Below are 13,460 nucleotides of genomic sequence, written 5' to 3'. Positions count from 1 at the left end.
ACGACTGATCACTGCATCACTGGGGAGAGGAATCCACCGAACATGACGACGACGACCACCACCACCGAGCACACCCGGGCTGTCGTGGAGGAGTACCTTCGCCGTGCCGCCGGCGGCGACCCGGAGCACATCGCCGCCGTCTACGCGGAGAAGGTCGACTGGATGGTGGCCGAGAACCCGCAGGTCCCCTGGATCCGCCCCCGTTCCACCCGTGCGGACGTCGCGGGCCACTGGATCGAACTGGCCGCGCACACGGTCCCGGGCGAGGGTTCCTTCTCCATCGACGCGATCGTGGTGGAGGGCACGGACGCCGTGCTGACCGGCCACCTCTCGGGGACGGTCCGGGCCACCGGGAAGACCTTCGAAGGGCCCTTCGCGCTGCGGCTGTCCGTGGAAGACGGCCTGATCACCCGGCACCACGTCTACGAGAACAGCCTCTCGGTCGCCGAGGCCTGCACCCCCTGAGCGGCCTCCCTCACGGTGGGCCTGACCAGCGGCGAAACCGGGTTGGTGGATCCGAGGCCGACGGTGATACTCCCCGCATGAGCAGAATCGCTGAAGTGATCGTGCTGGCGCAGAACGCGGACGAGGTGATGGAGCCGCTGACGCGGTACGACGACTCTCGTACCTGGAAGGGCGTCTTCCACGCGATGGCCCCGGGCTACGGATTCGGCTGGGGCGCGGAGTTCGTGCGGATGCGCAGCAGATCCGGGTTGCTGAGACATCTGGAGTCCTTGCCGTGGCCCCGGCCGGAGACGGTGCAGGTCCTGATACACGACGAGGAGGACGACTGCTTCGGGTTGTGGATGATCCACGACGGGAAGCTGGTCGAGATTCCCCTTCCGCGTACCCGGCGGGGCTACTGGAGCGGTCCGCACGACGACGCGTACGCACCCGACCCCGGAATCCTCTACCGGACGGACACTCGCCCCATCGAGTGGCCGGAGGAGGGCGAGGACGGCGACCAGCCCCGGCCATCGGCCTGGTGAGGCAGCGAGGCGCGGGGCTCCTGCCGGGGGCAGGGCCCCGCGCCACCTCCGCCTTCCCGCGAAGGTGCGAAGGGCAGCCCGGCGCGGTCCGCGCGAAGTAGTGGAAAGGCTCCAATCCAAGATCGTGATCCCTGTGCCTGCCGATGTAACGGTCCGTTTCGGTGCGGGTGAAGACTTGCCAAAGGCGCGCCGACCGGGATCGGCGCGGCCACCACCTGCACGTCCGCATGCTTCACGTCCGAATGACCTAAGGACTGACTGATCGTGACCGAACGCGTCATCACCCCACGTCATCGCGGCTTCCTCTTCCTCGACTCCCACCCGGCGGGCTGCCGGCGCCTGGTCGAGGACATGTGGCAGGCCGCCGTGGCCGGCCCCGCCGCGACGCCGACGGGGGACGGTCCGGTGGCGCTGGTCATCGGTTCGTCCGCCGGATACGGGCTCGCCGCCACCATCGCCGGCCTCCGGCGGGTCGGGATCCGCGGCATCGGGGTCTGCTTCGAGAAGGGCCCGAGCGAACGGCGTACCGCGACGGCCGGCTGGTACCGCACCGCCGCGACCGCCGAACTCGCCACCCGGGCGGGGCACGACATGGTCTTCCTGAACGGCGACGCCTTCGCCGACGAGATGAAGGACCAGGTCGCTGACCTCCTCAAGCAGCGGTTCGGCGGCCGCCTGGACCACCTGATCTACTCCGTCGCCGCGCCCCGCCGCACCGACCCCGACACCGGGACCCTCTACGCCTCCGTACTCAAGCCGATCGGCCAGGCCCACCGCACCAAGACGCTGGTCTTCGACGACCAGGGCGCGGGCGAGATCAAGGAGGTCGAGACCCAGCCGGCCGTGGGTGACGACATCGAGCAGACCGTCGCGGTGATGGGCGGAGCCGACTGGGAGCGGTGGATCGACCACCTCGCCGACCGCGGCCTGCTCGCGGACGGGTTCAGCACCGCGGCCCTGTCCTACATCGGGTCCCCGCTGACGGCCGCCATCTACCGCCACGGCACCATCGGCACCGCCAAGGCCCATCTGGAGGCCACCGCCCGCACCCTGACCGAGCGCCTGGAAAAGCTCGTCGGCGGCCGTGCGGTGACCTCCGTCAACGGCGCCGCCGTCACCCAGTCCTCCACCGCCATCCCCGGCATCGCCCTGTACGTCGGACTGCTCCGCGGCGTCCTCGGCGAGGGAGTGGTACCGCCGCTCGCCCAGCTGACCGACCTGTGGGACCAGCTCACCGGCGCCCGCCCCCTCGGCCTGGACGACGACGGCCGCGTACGCCTCGACACCTGGGAGCTGGCTCCCGAGGTCCAGACCGCCGTCGCCGAACGCTGGCAGGCCGCCACTACCGACACCATCGCCCAACTCGCCGACCTCGACTGGTTCCACGCCGAGGTCCAGCGCCTCTACGGCTTCGCCGTCCCCGGCGTCGACTACACCGCACCCGTCGCCACCGACGTCCCCTGGCCCCGCCACACGTCCTGAACCCCATCACCGGCCGGTGGGCCGGTGCACGCGTTCACCGATAGGTGGGTGGCGGTGTCGTGGCGACGATCAGGTGGTCGACGACGTCGGGCAGGCTGTGACGGCGCTGATAGGCGACGCGTTGACGGTCGGCGCCGTTGCCCACGGCCCGCAGCCGTGACCACCCGGAACGCACCAGCCCAAGATCGCCGTATGCGCGCAGCGCGGGCCGGATCCACGTCAGGAGCCGGTCCACCCGGGCCGCCGCCGGGACCAGGCGACTGGTGGGCAGATCGACGCTCTGCCCGGCCAGGCCGTCGCGCGCGGCCCGCCAGCAGGCCGCGCGCAGCAGCTCCGGCTGCGGACGCGGTGCAGGTTCTGCTGCGTCGACGGCCGTCAGCGAGGTCGCGACCATGGCCCTGATGATGGCCGAGAACAGTACGGTCTCGTCAGCGGTGGCGGCCGCGTCGGCCACCCGGATCTCCAGGGTCGGCACATGACTGGAGGGCCGGAGGTCCCAGTACAGGCCGCCACGGTCCATCACCGCTCCCACCTCGATGGCGCGCCCGACGAGGTCGTGGAAATGGGCCGGAGAATCGAAGTACGGCGGCGGACCGGAGACCGGCCAGCGCGCCAACGTCATCACACGCCAACTGGCATAGCCGGTGTCCCTGCCGTTCCAGTACGGAGAGTTGGCCGTCAGGGAGATGAGGGCCGGGATCCAGGGCCGCAGATGATTGCTGACCTGGAGCGCCCGGCCCAGGTCCGCGATTCCCACATGAATGTGGCAGGCGCAGGCGGTCTGCTCGTCGTCCAGGGCCCGGAAGGTCGCGACGCTCCGCGCGTACCTGGGCCCGTCCGAGATGGGTGGCGGAACCGACTGCCCGAGAACGGGCGAACCGCTGGAGACCACGCGCAAGCCTTGACGCCCGGCGGCATCGGCGACAACGGCCCGCATCGACCGGATCTGCTCCGCGAGCTCCCGTACCACGGTGTGCGGTTCGGTACGTGCCTCCACCTGATAACACGTCAGTTCCGTGCCGACCCGGTCCCCGAGCCCGGAAGAGGACGCCTGCGCCACCACCTTCTGGCCCTGCGGGCTCACTTCCCGGGTCACCGGATCGACCAGTAGATACTCCTCCTCCACCCCCAGGGTCAGTGGGGCTTCGGTTGTCGCCGGGACAGAAGGACGGCCGCGGCCGACGGGGACGGGAAGGTGGCGATTCGCGTTCGCAGGGCGGTCAGCTTCGCTCTCCACGCGACCATAGTGCACGAGAGGAGGGGCAACTCCGCCTGCATGGGCGGGAGTTAGCCACCTTACGGATATCAAGTCCCTGCTATGGCTGCTACTTGTCCGACTCGTCGACGTCGAGTGCCGCCATGCGCAGAGCGTGCGCGACGTGGGTGACCTGTTCGGTGGGTGGCTGCGGGAGGCGGGCCAGCAGCAGGCGGCGTTGTTCCTGGGGGCCGCCGCGGACCGGCAGGATGCGTACACCAGGCGGTGCGGCGGCGCCGAGTGAGGCGGGCACGGTGGTCAGTCCGCAACCGGCGGCGACCAGTCCGAGCTTGGCCAGCCAGTCACGCGCGGTGTGGGCGATCTCGGGACGCTCGTCCAGGCCCGGCCAGACTCCCATCAGCCGGTCCTCCCCGGAGGAGGGACTGGCGATCCAGCGCTGCCCGCGCAGGTCGGCGACGTCCACGAACTCGCCGCGGGCGAGCGGATGGGTGGCGGGCACGGCCAGGCACAGTGGTCGTTCCGCAAGCGTCTGCAGCTCCAGCGGGGGAGACTCGGTGTCCGGCGGGCGGAACGGCGGCGCCGCCGCCAGCAGGGCCAGGTCCAGGCTGCCGGCGCGCAGGGCGCGGACCAGGGACGGGGTGGTGCCCTCCCGGCTGACGAGGTGAATGCCGGGGGCGGTGCGCCGCAGCGCGGTGAGGGCTCGGGGCAGGAGGACGGCTCCGGCGCTGGGGTACCAGCCGAGCCGGACCGTGCCGGCCTGCCCGGGCAGGCCCGACAGCTCGCGCGCGGTCGCGTCGATCTCGTCGAGCACGACCGTCGCCCGACGCATGACGACGCGGCCGGCCGCGGTCAGCCGTACGCCGTCCCGCCTGCGCTCCAGCAGCTCCGCGCCCGCCACCCGCTCGATCGCCGCGATCTGCCGGGACACCGCCGACTGGGTGTAGCCCAGCGACGCCGCGGCCGCGGTGAACGTCCCCTGCTCCGCCACCGCGCGGAAGACGCGCAGCGCGGTCAGTGACACATCGGTGAAGTCCATGACGATGACGCATACTAGCCATGCCCAACTTTCGTTGGACTCATGGAGCGGCGATTTCTACCGTTGCCTGCATGAACGCTCCCCGAATCGCCCTCGTCACGGGCGCCAACCAGGGACTCGGCCGCGCCTTCGTCGAAGGGCTGGCGGCCCGCATGCGCCCTGACGACCTGGTTCTGCTCACCGGCCGCAGCCGACAGCGCGTCGCCGATGCCGCCGCCGAGGTGGCCCAACTCCCCGGTACCCGCAGCCGGATCCAGGGCCGGGTCCTGGACGTCACCGAAACCGAGGCCATCGAGGCTCTGGCCGGCGAGCTCCAGAGCCAGTACGGCGGCGTCGACGTCGTGATCTCCAATGCGGTGGCACGGGTGCTGCCCGAGGAATCACAATCCGTCCGCGCCGACGAGTTCATCGACGTCTCCAACACGGCCACGCATACGATCCTGCGCTCCTTCGGCCCTCTCCTGCGCCCGGGTGGCCGGCTGCTGGTCGTGGCGAGCAGCCTCGGCACCCTCGGCCACCTCGATGCGCGACTGCACCACCTCTTCGACGGCGCGAGCCTGGACCAGGTCGAGTACGCCGTCGAGTCCTGGCGCAGCGCCATCCACCAGCGGACGGCGGAGGAAGCGGGCTGGCCGCGCTGGCTGAACGTGCCGTCCAAGGTGGCCCAGGTGGCCGCCGTCCGCGCGGTCGCCGCCGAACGCCGCGCACACGACCTCGCCACCGGCACCCTGATCGCCTCCGTGTGCCCCGGCATGGTCGACACCGCGACCTCCCGCCCCTGGTTCAGCGACTACAGCCAGGCCCAGTCACCCTCCGAGGCCGCCCAGGCAGTCCTGGACCTGGCCTTCGCCGAACACGTCGACCCGGCCCTCTACGGCGAGTTGATCCGCTTCGGCAACGCGCTGCCCTGGTACGACGGCACACCCCCGGTGGAGCAGGACCGGATCCTCACACCGTGACCGCCGGGGGCGTATGCGCTTCCGTGGAGCGTCGTACGCGCTTCCCCCGTCGCCGTTCGCGCTCTTGTGCCTGAGACAGGGCGGGGATGGTGGGCCAATCAGGGATGATGTGCCCGGCGGCCGTGATCCGACACCCCCGCACCGGAAGGTGGTCCATCGATGCCGATGCCGATGTCAACGTCGATGTCCGTACCGAGCCTGCTCGGGGTCTTTGCCCATCCTGACGACGAATCGTTGTCGGCGGGCGGAGTGCTCGCCGGGCATGCGGCGGCGGGAGCGCGTACCGGAGTCGTCACGGCGACCTGGGCCGCGGGCACCCGGCGTGCCGCGGAGTTGGCCGAGGCGCTGCGCATCCTTGGTGCCGGTGAGCCGCGGATGCTCGGCTTCGCCGATGCGCGCGTACCGCAGTCGGCGCCGGGCAGCGTGCCCTTCATCGAGGCGCCGCTCGACGAAGCCGTGCGGCGGTTGGTGGCGCACATCCGGGACTTCCGCCCGGAGGTGGTGGTCACCCATGACGCCTACGGTGGGCTGCCCGGTCACCCGGACCATGTACACACCCACCGGGTGACCGTCCTCGCGGTCCAGGCGGCCGGGCTCGACCAGCTCTACCCGGACGCCGGCGAACCCTGGCAGCCGAGCGCGCTCTACCTGGCCACCCACCCGCGTTCCGTGGTGCCGGCGCTGACGGAGGTGGTCGGGGTGCGCAAGGCGGTGTACAGCGTTCCGGACGAACAGATCACCGCGGCCGTCGATGTCCGCCCGTGGCTGGAGCAGAAGGTCGCTGCCGTCCTGGCCCATCGCAGCGAGGTGGAACGGGGTGCCATGCCGGGTGTGATCGCCGGCCTCCCGGCGGACGGCAAGGAGCGGCTCTTGTCCACCGAGTGGTACCTCCGCCACAGCCCTGCGCCTGCAGTGGCAGCTCAGGAAATGGACGGCCCGGGCCCGGCGCAGTGGACGTTCTTGGCCGGTACGGGGCCGACCACGAGCAGGGGCGCGTGTCAGTAGCGCATCGCGTAAGCATGTGCTGCGCCGTACGTAGCGAAAAAGCAGGTGAAGGGACCGACTGTCACTGGTTACCGTTGGCCGCCGTGCAATTCCCGGCCCGGTGAAGACATCGGTGAAGGCATCGGTGGAGGCGTCGGTTGAAGGCGTTGGTGAGGACTCCGGAGAAGAACTGGTGACGGCACCGGAGATGACACTGGTGAAGGCACCGGAGATGACAACAGAGAAGGCTTGAGGCGATGAGGACGCGCACCCTGAGGTTCGGCTTGTACGCGGATGAGCAGGGGCTGGCCTGGGTGAGGGGAATCATCGGCGAAGCTGTCGGTTCCCGGAGCGCCCGGATCCTCGGCGAGGCCGTCCACCACACGCTTCCCGGGAGCGATATCACGGCCGCCGACATGTACGACCTGCTGGCGGACCAGTGGGCCTGGGAACACCCCGGTCAGAACAGCGGAACGCGCGAACTGGTCGAGCTGCGCGTCCAGTTGGCTTGCTCCCTGCGGAGCTGGCGCGCGATCCGCAGGACGGTACTCCAGACCATGTGCCCGGAAGGCATGGCACCGCACGCCTGCCGTGTTCCCTGGTTCGCCGCCTGAGCCATCTCACGGTGTCCGAGGTGTGGGTCAGCCTCCCCAGCGCCTCAGCGAGGCACTGATCAATTAACATTGCCTCGGAATTGTGGCAGTAATCGGAACGCTAAATGCCGGCTCACGCTCGCATGGGATGACTTTGCACTCGGCACTCGGTACTCGGCGCTCAGAAATCTGCGCTCTGCGCTCTCCGCTCCGCATCCGCGGGGCTGACAGCCCGCTGTGCCCCGAGTGCGCTCAGCCTGCCGGAATTTCCTCCACCCAGGCGACCGGCTCGGCTGCCTCGGGACGATCGATATCGCCGAAGCGGACTTCCACACGGTGCTCCGAACGCGGCATGGTGAACAGCACAGCACGCCAGTCGGACGGCACCTCTGGGCCGTTGTGGGGAATGCTCTGGACGGCCGCCGTGGCCGGCACGTACAGGAAGTAACTGCCTTCCCCAGTACGTGCCGCGGCCGAGGTCAGGCGGAACAGTGCGCGCCCGTCCCACGTGTCGGAGAAGTTGCGTTCGACGTTGCACAGCAGGAACGAACCCGCCGTCGACGGTGCGCAGGTGAGGGGCTGACGAACCGGGTCGGCGGCCACCGCGGGTTCGACAGCCGCTGACACGGTCAGCAGGGCGGTAAACCCGGCCACCAACAGGGACGCGCTGCGGCGAAATGCACTCATGGACCTCTCCTCCTCGGGATGCGAACATAAGCATGCGGATATAAGCATGCGGCCGTAAGCATGCATACATAGGCCTGCTGGCATAGCATGCGGGCCTCAGCCTAGGCGAGCTCCTTAAAGCGGCGGCTGATTCGGGCCAGCGTTCCCTCGTGTGCCGCCGCGAGAATGGCCGACGTGTTATCACGATCCAGCCCAGCCGTTGATGTCACGTTAAATTCTCCGGCATAGAGTCGCGTTGCGTGCGTAGGGCGCGCTAGGGACTGGTGGGTCCCTAAGGCCGTTCTGGGTGGGGCCCGTGCTCCCGCCCAGAACGGTTCCGGCGCGCGGAACCAAGCGGCATGGCCGGCCTGGGCCGGGCGCCCATTCCTCAGCCCGTGCGACGGGCCACACACGCTCCCCGGCAATTCGGCCTCATCAACGGTGCCCACGGCGTCCCCGCACGACGTGCCTCCACGGATCACCAGCGTCGCGCTTCGCGCCTGCGAGGTCCGCTAACCGGTATGCCGGAACCGATTGCGGTACTCCGTCGGTGTCGTGTTGAGCTTGCGGCGGAATGCGCGGATGAGGGTGTCGGTCGTATGGAAGCCGCATGCGGATGCGATGCGTTCGAGGGTGTCATCCGTGGACTCGAGTCGGTTTCGGGCCACTTCGACGCGGGCTGATTCGAGGTAGGAAGCCGGCGTCATGCCGAGTTCGGTCTTGAAGATCCGGGTCAGCTGGCGCTCGCTCACGTGGGCGTGTTCGGCGAGATCGGCGACGGTGAGGGGTTCGGCGAGGTTCTGTGTGATGTGGTGGCGGAGATCGTCCATGCGTCGCGTGGTGGAGACGGGTTCGATCGGGACGCTGAACTGGCTCTGACCGCTCGGGCGTTTCAGGTACATCACGAGCTGCCGGGCGACGCGAAGGGCGATGGCCTCGCCGAAATCCTCGGCGACAAGGGCGAGTGAGAGATCAAGGCAGGCGGTGATGCCCGCTCCGGTCCACACGTTCTGATCGCGGATGAAGATCGGGTCGGCGTCGACCTCGATCGACGGGTGGTCGGCGGCGAGTTGCTGCGCGGTCGACCAGTGGGTCGTGGCGCGTCTTCCGTCCAGCAGTCCGGCGGCTGCGAGGAGATGCGCTCCCACACAAACGGAGGCGATGCGCCGCGTCCGGCCGGCGAGCTTCTGCACCCACCGGACCACCGTGGGGTCGGTGAGGGCCTGAACACGGCGCTGGTCGTCGACCTCGACCGAGCCCGGGACCATCAGGGTGTCGATGCTCCTCGCCGACGCCTCCTGGAAGGTGATGTCCGGGAGGACGCGCACCCCGGCCGCGGTGGTGACGGGGTCCATCGTTTCGGCGGCCAGCACGACGTGGTAGCCCGCCGCATCGCCCGTCTCCCGTTGCAGCAGCGCGAAGACCTCCGGGGGACCGGTGACGTCCAGGAGGTCAACGCCGTCGAAGAGGAGGACGACGGTGAGCCGTTTGACGCTGCTGCTGCCGGTGTTACTGCTGTTGCTTGAGCTGCTCAAGGGGTCTCCGCCGGTCGGCAACAGTGATACGAGGCAATGCCAGGCGAGGCGCTGCCAGGCGATGCGAGGCGATGCAAGGGGATACGGGGTGAGGTGAGCCCATGTCCGTATCTGCAAGTTACATGACATTGCCGCCATCCGGGGCGGCTCCGTAGCGTGGGTTGTGCCCTCGCGCGGCGGCGCGAACCTTCAACACCCACCCCGAGAAAGTGCAGCAATGTCTACGACAACTCTGCGGGAACTCAGCGGATTCGATCAGACGCCGGCATCGCTGGCCACTGCATCGCTGATCCTGATCGACTACCAAAACACCTACACCCGTGGGGCGTTGGAGCTGACGGGTTGGCAGGAAGCTCTCGACGCCGGTGCCACCTTGCTGGCCCGAGCCCGTAACGCGGGGGCGAAGATCATCCACGTCATCAACGACGCCGGCGAGGGAACTCCGTACGACATCCGTGCGGAGATCGGCCAGATCCACCCAGGTGTGGCGCCCGTCGAGGGCGAGCCCGTCGTCGTCAAGCCCACGCCCAACGCGTTCCACGACACCGACCTGGGTGACCATGTCGATGCCGCCGGGAACAAGGACGTCATCATCGCCGGGTTCATGACCCACATGTGCGTGGTCTTCACCGCCGCCGGCGCGTTCCTGCGCGGCAACCGGCCCACCGTCGTCGCCGACGCCTGCGCGACGCGGCCGCTGCAAACGTCGGTGGCCGACGTGTCCGCCGCACAGCTCCACCACGGCGCGCTCGCGACGATCGCCGACCTGTACGGCGTCGTCGTCCCGTCCGGCTCGTCGCTGACCTGAGGAGGGAGGGGACGGGCCGGCGCCCCGCGCCCCTTCGGGAGGCCCGTCGCCTTCATGGGTGGCGGGCATCCCCGCCTACGTACACATACGGTCAGCAGCGTCAGGTGCCGGTGCCGGTGCCGGTGCCGGTGCACGTGCAGGTGCTCGGTGAGGGCGAAGGGTGGATCTGCAGGCGCCAGATGACATCGATGCCCGTCTCGTGCGGGGTCTCGGGCCCGTCGGGCAGTGGGACGCGCTCGATTTCGGTGAAGCCCAGGCGTCGGGCGACGGCCCCGCTGGCGGGGTTGGCCTCGTCGTGATGGATCTCGATGCGGTCGATGCCGGGCAGTCGACGTCCCGCGGCGACCAGGGCACCAGCGGCCATGGTGGCCAATCCCTTCCCCGTCCAACCAGGGTGGAGCCAGTAACCGATCTCCAGCCCGCCCGGTCCGATCCGGCGCATCAGACTGCAGCTGCCGACCTCCACACCGCCCGAGGTGATCGCGTAGCAGTACGTCTGTCCCGCCGCCCACTCCTCCTCGCACCGGGCCAGGAACTCTTCGCCCTGCTTCCGGTGGTGACTGGCCGCGAAGGGCATCCAGGGCAGCAAGTGGTCACGTGACTCGTTGACCAACCGGTCCAGGATCTCGATGTCGTGTGTGCGCCAACGGCGCAGCTCGACCTGGTCCGAGCGGAGGATGGCAGACGGGCGTTCCATGGTCCGAGATCCTGGCCGAGCCACGTCACATCGACAACGCAATTACCGGTGGTCGAGGAACTGGCGACTTCACTAGGTCGGGGCCGCTGGGGCGGGCACGCCGGCGGAGCGAGACGGGCGGGCGAGGCGGGTGGGCGAGGCGGGCGCGTCGCTCATGTGCTGGTGAGGGAGGATGGTCACGACGTACCGACCCGACGAGCAGGGGGGATACCGCGTGGAGACCAAGGGGCGCACGGAGGAGACCCGTGAGCGCATCCTGTCCGCCGCGTGCCAGGCCATCGCCGAGATCGGCTTCGAGAAGATCAGGATGCGGATGGTGGCGGAACGCGCCGGGGTGTCCACGGCGCTGCTGCACTACCACTTCGACACCCGCGAGAAGCTCTTCACCGAGGCGATGACCCATTCCTTCGCCCACTCCGCCGTCGATCTGGAGCACGACGCGGAGACCGTTTCCGCCGCGGTCATCCTCGCCCGCATCGTCCGCAGCCTGCTGCCGACCGACCCGGAACTGCAGCAGGACTGGCGGCTGTGGCAGGAACTGTGGGTGCGGGCACTACGCGACGAGCCGACCCGCACCTTCGCCGTCGACCTGTACGCCCAGCTCCACCAGTGGGTCGCGGGAGCAGCTCAACGGGGCATCGACTCCGGCGAGTTCACCCCGACCGACGTGGACGAGCTCAGCACACTCGTACTCGCCCTGAGCGACGGCTACGGCATCCGCCTGATGATGGCCGACCCCACCGTCTCCCTGAACGCCGCCCTGACCGCTATCTGGCGCCAGGTCGCCGCCGCCCTCGGCCTGCCACCGGAATTCCCCCTCACCTGAGCCACTTCGCCCAGAGCCAGAGGGTCCTGCCGTTCAGCGAGCGCCCACCGTTCAGAGGGTGCCTGCCGTTCAGAGAGTGTCCACCGCTCAAGAGTGCCCGCCGTTCAGAGCGTGTCCAGCCACGCGATCAAGCGGTCGCCTTCCTTGACCATGATCTGCGGGTCCCTCAGTGCGTTGGCCAGCAGGGACATCCCTTGGTACGCGCCCACCAGGGTCAGCGCGAGTCCGTCGGGATCGGGCAGGCCCAGCTCCCGGAACTGGCTCGCCACCCAGTCCAGCAGCAGCCGGATGACCTTGCCCGCCTCCTTGTCCAGCCCGCCCTCCGCGCGCTTGTCCAGCTCGGTGGCGAGCGTCCCGGTGGGGCAGCCATAGCGTGCCGCGAGGTCACGCTGTCCGACCCAGCCCCGTACGAGGGACTTGAGCCGCTCACGCGGATCGGGCAGCCGGTCCAGCTCGCCGGTGAGGGTCTCCAGCTGACGGGTGTGTTCGGTGAGCGCCGCGGCGACCAGTTCGTCCTTGGTCTTGAAGTAGTAGTAGACATTGCCCACTTGGACGTCGGCGGCGCGCGCGATGTCGGCGATGGTGGTGCGTTCGGCGCCCTGCTGGTGCACCACTTGGGCGGCGGCGGCCATCAGGCGCTGCCGCTTGGCACCGGCGTTCTTCGCCCTCGCACTCTGTGAGTTGGTCACCCGACTAACTATAGGCCGGGAGATGTGCTACGTTCCCCTCAGTGAGTCAGTCAACTAACTAACTAACTAACTTTTTCACCTATGGGGGGTCATCGTGATCGTCGTTACGGGCGCTACGGGCAATGTGGGACGGACGCTGGTACGGATGCTGGTCGAGGCGGGTGAACGGGTCACGGCTGTGGCCCGCCGCATCACCGAGGCTGACGTTCCTCAGGGTGTGCGCGTGGTCGCCGCGGACCTGGGAGACGTCGAGAGCTTGCGGCCCGCGCTTGACGGGGCGGAGGCGGTGTTTCTCCTGGTGGCCGGGGAGGATCCGCAGGGGATCGTGGCGGCGGCCAAGTCTGCGGGGGTCCGCAGGCTCGTTCTGCTGTCCAGTCAGGGCGCGGGGACCCGGCCGGAGGTCTACGCGCATGCGGGCAGGTTCGAGGCGGCGGTGCGCGGATCGGGGCTGGAATGGACCGTTCTGCGCTCCGGCGGTATGGCGTCGAACGCCCTCGCCTGGGCGGAGCCGGTCCGGCTCCAACGCACCGCCGCAGCTCCGTTCGGTGATGTCGGCCTGCCCTTCATCGACCCGGACGACGTCGCCGCGGTCGGCGCCGCCGCTCTGCGTGAGCAGGGGCATGACGGCGCGACGTACAACCTCACCGGGCCGGCGCCGGTCACCCCACGCGAACGCGCGGCGGCGCTCGCCGAGGTGCTGGGGGAACCGGTCCGCTTCGTGGAACAGACCCGCCAGGAGGCCCATGCGCAGATGGCGCAGTTCATGCCGCTGCCGGTCGTCGAGGGAACGCTGGCGATTCTGGGCGAGCCGACCCCGGAGGAACGGCGGGTCAGTCCCGACGTCGAGCGGACGCTCGGGCGGCCCCCGCACACCTTCCATGAGTGGGCCGCGCGGAACGCCGCCGCCTTCCGGTAGATCGGTCCACGCCGGCTACGTCGCTCCCTGCTGTGCGTCGTGGCGTTCCTGCCCGGGACGGGGA

At 69.4% G+C, this 13,460-nt stretch carries 16 protein-coding genes; 10 read left to right on the top strand and 6 right to left on the bottom strand.

All coding sequences use genetic code 11. The annotated features are described in order from the left end of the window. Window positions 1–42 precede the first annotated feature (42 nt). The 3 genes from AB0E02_RS15410 (at window position 43) to fabV (ending at window position 2,471) form a co-directional block, all read left to right on the top strand. Complete coding sequence (locus AB0E02_RS15410; protein WP_362139221.1) at window positions 43–465, top strand: nuclear transport factor 2 family protein; 423 nt, start codon at window positions 43–45, stop codon at window positions 463–465. Window positions 466–542: 77 nt separating this feature from the next. Then, a complete protein-coding gene (locus AB0E02_RS15405; RefSeq protein WP_362139218.1) occupies window positions 543–989 on the top strand; it encodes a hypothetical protein in 447 nt (148 codons plus the stop codon). 264 nt (window positions 990–1,253) lie between these two features. Further along, on the top strand, window positions 1,254–2,471 hold the full coding sequence (gene fabV, locus AB0E02_RS15400) for an enoyl-[acyl-carrier-protein] reductase FabV (protein ID WP_362139216.1): 1,218 nt from the start codon (window positions 1,254–1,256) through the stop codon (window positions 2,469–2,471). Between the two features lie 34 nt (window positions 2,472–2,505). Here the strand turns inward: fabV and AB0E02_RS15395 are convergent, their stop codons facing one another. Both AB0E02_RS15395 and AB0E02_RS15390 read right to left on the bottom strand, forming a co-directional pair. Next, window positions 2,506–3,708 (bottom strand): glutamate--cysteine ligase, encoded by a 1,203-nt coding sequence (locus AB0E02_RS15395; RefSeq protein WP_362139215.1) that lies wholly within the window; start codon window positions 3,706–3,708, stop codon window positions 2,506–2,508. An 88-nt stretch (window positions 3,709–3,796) separates the two neighbouring features. Next, complete coding sequence (locus AB0E02_RS15390) at window positions 3,797–4,723, bottom strand: LysR family transcriptional regulator (protein ID WP_362139214.1); 927 nt, start codon at window positions 4,721–4,723, stop codon at window positions 3,797–3,799. Between the two features lie 71 nt (window positions 4,724–4,794). Between AB0E02_RS15390 and AB0E02_RS15385 the strand changes: the two genes are divergently transcribed. From AB0E02_RS15385 to AB0E02_RS15370, 4 genes are all read left to right on the top strand, one after another. After that, entirely contained in the window at window positions 4,795–5,682 is an 888-nt protein-coding gene (locus AB0E02_RS15385) for an SDR family NAD(P)-dependent oxidoreductase (RefSeq protein ID WP_362139212.1), read from the top strand. A 183-nt stretch (window positions 5,683–5,865) separates the two neighbouring features. Then, on the top strand, window positions 5,866–6,687 hold the full coding sequence (locus tag AB0E02_RS15380; RefSeq protein WP_362139437.1) for a PIG-L family deacetylase: 822 nt from the start codon (window positions 5,866–5,868) through the stop codon (window positions 6,685–6,687). 100 nt (window positions 6,688–6,787) lie between these two features. Beyond that, complete coding sequence (locus tag AB0E02_RS15375; RefSeq protein WP_362139210.1) at window positions 6,788–6,919, top strand: hypothetical protein; 132 nt, start codon at window positions 6,788–6,790, stop codon at window positions 6,917–6,919. Between the two features lie 4 nt (window positions 6,920–6,923). Beyond that, the gene (locus tag AB0E02_RS15370) at window positions 6,924–7,280 is read left to right on the top strand and encodes a hypothetical protein (RefSeq protein WP_362139207.1); all 357 of its coding nucleotides are present in this window, start codon (window positions 6,924–6,926) and stop codon (window positions 7,278–7,280) included. Between the two features lie 231 nt (window positions 7,281–7,511). Here AB0E02_RS15370 and AB0E02_RS15365 read toward each other — a convergent pair whose 3' ends face one another. Both AB0E02_RS15365 and AB0E02_RS15360 read right to left on the bottom strand, forming a co-directional pair. Then, window positions 7,512–7,946: a hypothetical protein gene (locus AB0E02_RS15365; protein ID WP_362139205.1), complete on the bottom strand. Its 435-nt coding sequence runs from the start codon at window positions 7,944–7,946 to the stop codon at window positions 7,512–7,514. 491 nt (window positions 7,947–8,437) lie between these two features. Next, window positions 8,438–9,598 carry a DJ-1/PfpI family protein gene (locus tag AB0E02_RS15360; RefSeq protein WP_362139203.1) on the bottom strand — a complete coding sequence of 387 codons (1,161 nt, stop codon included), beginning with the start codon at window positions 9,596–9,598 and terminating at the stop codon, window positions 8,438–8,440. Between the two features lie 79 nt (window positions 9,599–9,677). Here AB0E02_RS15360 and AB0E02_RS15355 point away from each other — a divergent pair, with 79 nt between their 5' ends. Then, a complete protein-coding gene (locus tag AB0E02_RS15355; protein ID WP_362139200.1) occupies window positions 9,678–10,268 on the top strand; it encodes a cysteine hydrolase family protein in 591 nt (196 codons plus the stop codon). A 100-nt stretch (window positions 10,269–10,368) separates the two neighbouring features. Here AB0E02_RS15355 and AB0E02_RS15350 read toward each other — a convergent pair whose 3' ends face one another. Then, window positions 10,369–10,965: a GNAT family N-acetyltransferase gene (locus tag AB0E02_RS15350; protein WP_362139198.1), complete on the bottom strand. Its 597-nt coding sequence runs from the start codon at window positions 10,963–10,965 to the stop codon at window positions 10,369–10,371. Window positions 10,966–11,179: 214 nt separating this feature from the next. Here AB0E02_RS15350 and AB0E02_RS15345 point away from each other — a divergent pair, with 214 nt between their 5' ends. Then, a complete protein-coding gene (locus AB0E02_RS15345) occupies window positions 11,180–11,791 on the top strand; it encodes a TetR/AcrR family transcriptional regulator (protein WP_362139195.1) in 612 nt (203 codons plus the stop codon). Between the two features lie 104 nt (window positions 11,792–11,895). On the opposite strand, the gene AB0E02_RS15340 is transcribed toward AB0E02_RS15345, so the two are convergent. Beyond that, window positions 11,896–12,423: a TetR/AcrR family transcriptional regulator gene (locus AB0E02_RS15340; protein WP_362139435.1), complete on the bottom strand. Its 528-nt coding sequence runs from the start codon at window positions 12,421–12,423 to the stop codon at window positions 11,896–11,898. A 151-nt stretch (window positions 12,424–12,574) separates the two neighbouring features. On the opposite strand from AB0E02_RS15340, the gene AB0E02_RS15335 reads away from it, so the two are divergent. Then, entirely contained in the window at window positions 12,575–13,396 is an 822-nt protein-coding gene (locus AB0E02_RS15335; RefSeq protein ID WP_362139192.1) for an NAD(P)H-binding protein, read from the top strand. Window positions 13,397–13,460: the final 64 nt, after the last annotated feature.

The organism is Streptomyces sp. NPDC048196, assembly GCF_040652715.1.
GTDB lineage: Bacteria > Actinomycetota > Actinomycetes > Streptomycetales > Streptomycetaceae > Streptomyces > Streptomyces siderophoricus.
The sequence above is the reverse complement of the archived record's forward strand: the minus strand, read 5'-3'. Positions and strand labels throughout refer to the sequence as shown.

Bases quoted from the DNA above. Each gene is read 5' to 3' on its own strand.
- AB0E02_RS15410 (WP_362139221.1), top strand. From the start codon at position 43: ATGACGACGACGACCACCACCACCGAGCACACCCGGGCTGTCGTGGAG.
- AB0E02_RS15405 (WP_362139218.1), top strand. From the start codon at position 543: ATGAGCAGAATCGCTGAAGTGATCGTGCTGGCGCAGAACGCGGACGAG.
- AB0E02_RS15390 (WP_362139214.1), bottom strand. From the start codon at position 4,723: ATGGACTTCACCGATGTGTCACTGACCGCGCTGCGCGTCTTCCGCGCG.
- AB0E02_RS15385 (WP_362139212.1), top strand. From the start codon at position 4,795: ATGAACGCTCCCCGAATCGCCCTCGTCACGGGCGCCAACCAGGGACTC.
- AB0E02_RS15380 (WP_362139437.1), top strand. From the start codon at position 5,866: ATGTCCGTACCGAGCCTGCTCGGGGTCTTTGCCCATCCTGACGACGAA.
- AB0E02_RS15370 (WP_362139207.1), top strand. From the start codon at position 6,924: ATGAGGACGCGCACCCTGAGGTTCGGCTTGTACGCGGATGAGCAGGGG.
- AB0E02_RS15365 (WP_362139205.1), bottom strand. From the start codon at position 7,946: ATGAGTGCATTTCGCCGCAGCGCGTCCCTGTTGGTGGCCGGGTTTACC.
- AB0E02_RS15360 (WP_362139203.1), bottom strand. From the start codon at position 9,598: ATGGCGGCAATGTCATGTAACTTGCAGATACGGACATGGGCTCACCTC.
- AB0E02_RS15355 (WP_362139200.1), top strand. From the start codon at position 9,678: ATGTCTACGACAACTCTGCGGGAACTCAGCGGATTCGATCAGACGCCG.
- AB0E02_RS15350 (WP_362139198.1), bottom strand. From the start codon at position 10,965: ATGGAACGCCCGTCTGCCATCCTCCGCTCGGACCAGGTCGAGCTGCGC.
- AB0E02_RS15340 (WP_362139435.1), bottom strand. From the start codon at position 12,423: ATGGCCGCCGCCGCCCAAGTGGTGCACCAGCAGGGCGCCGAACGCACC.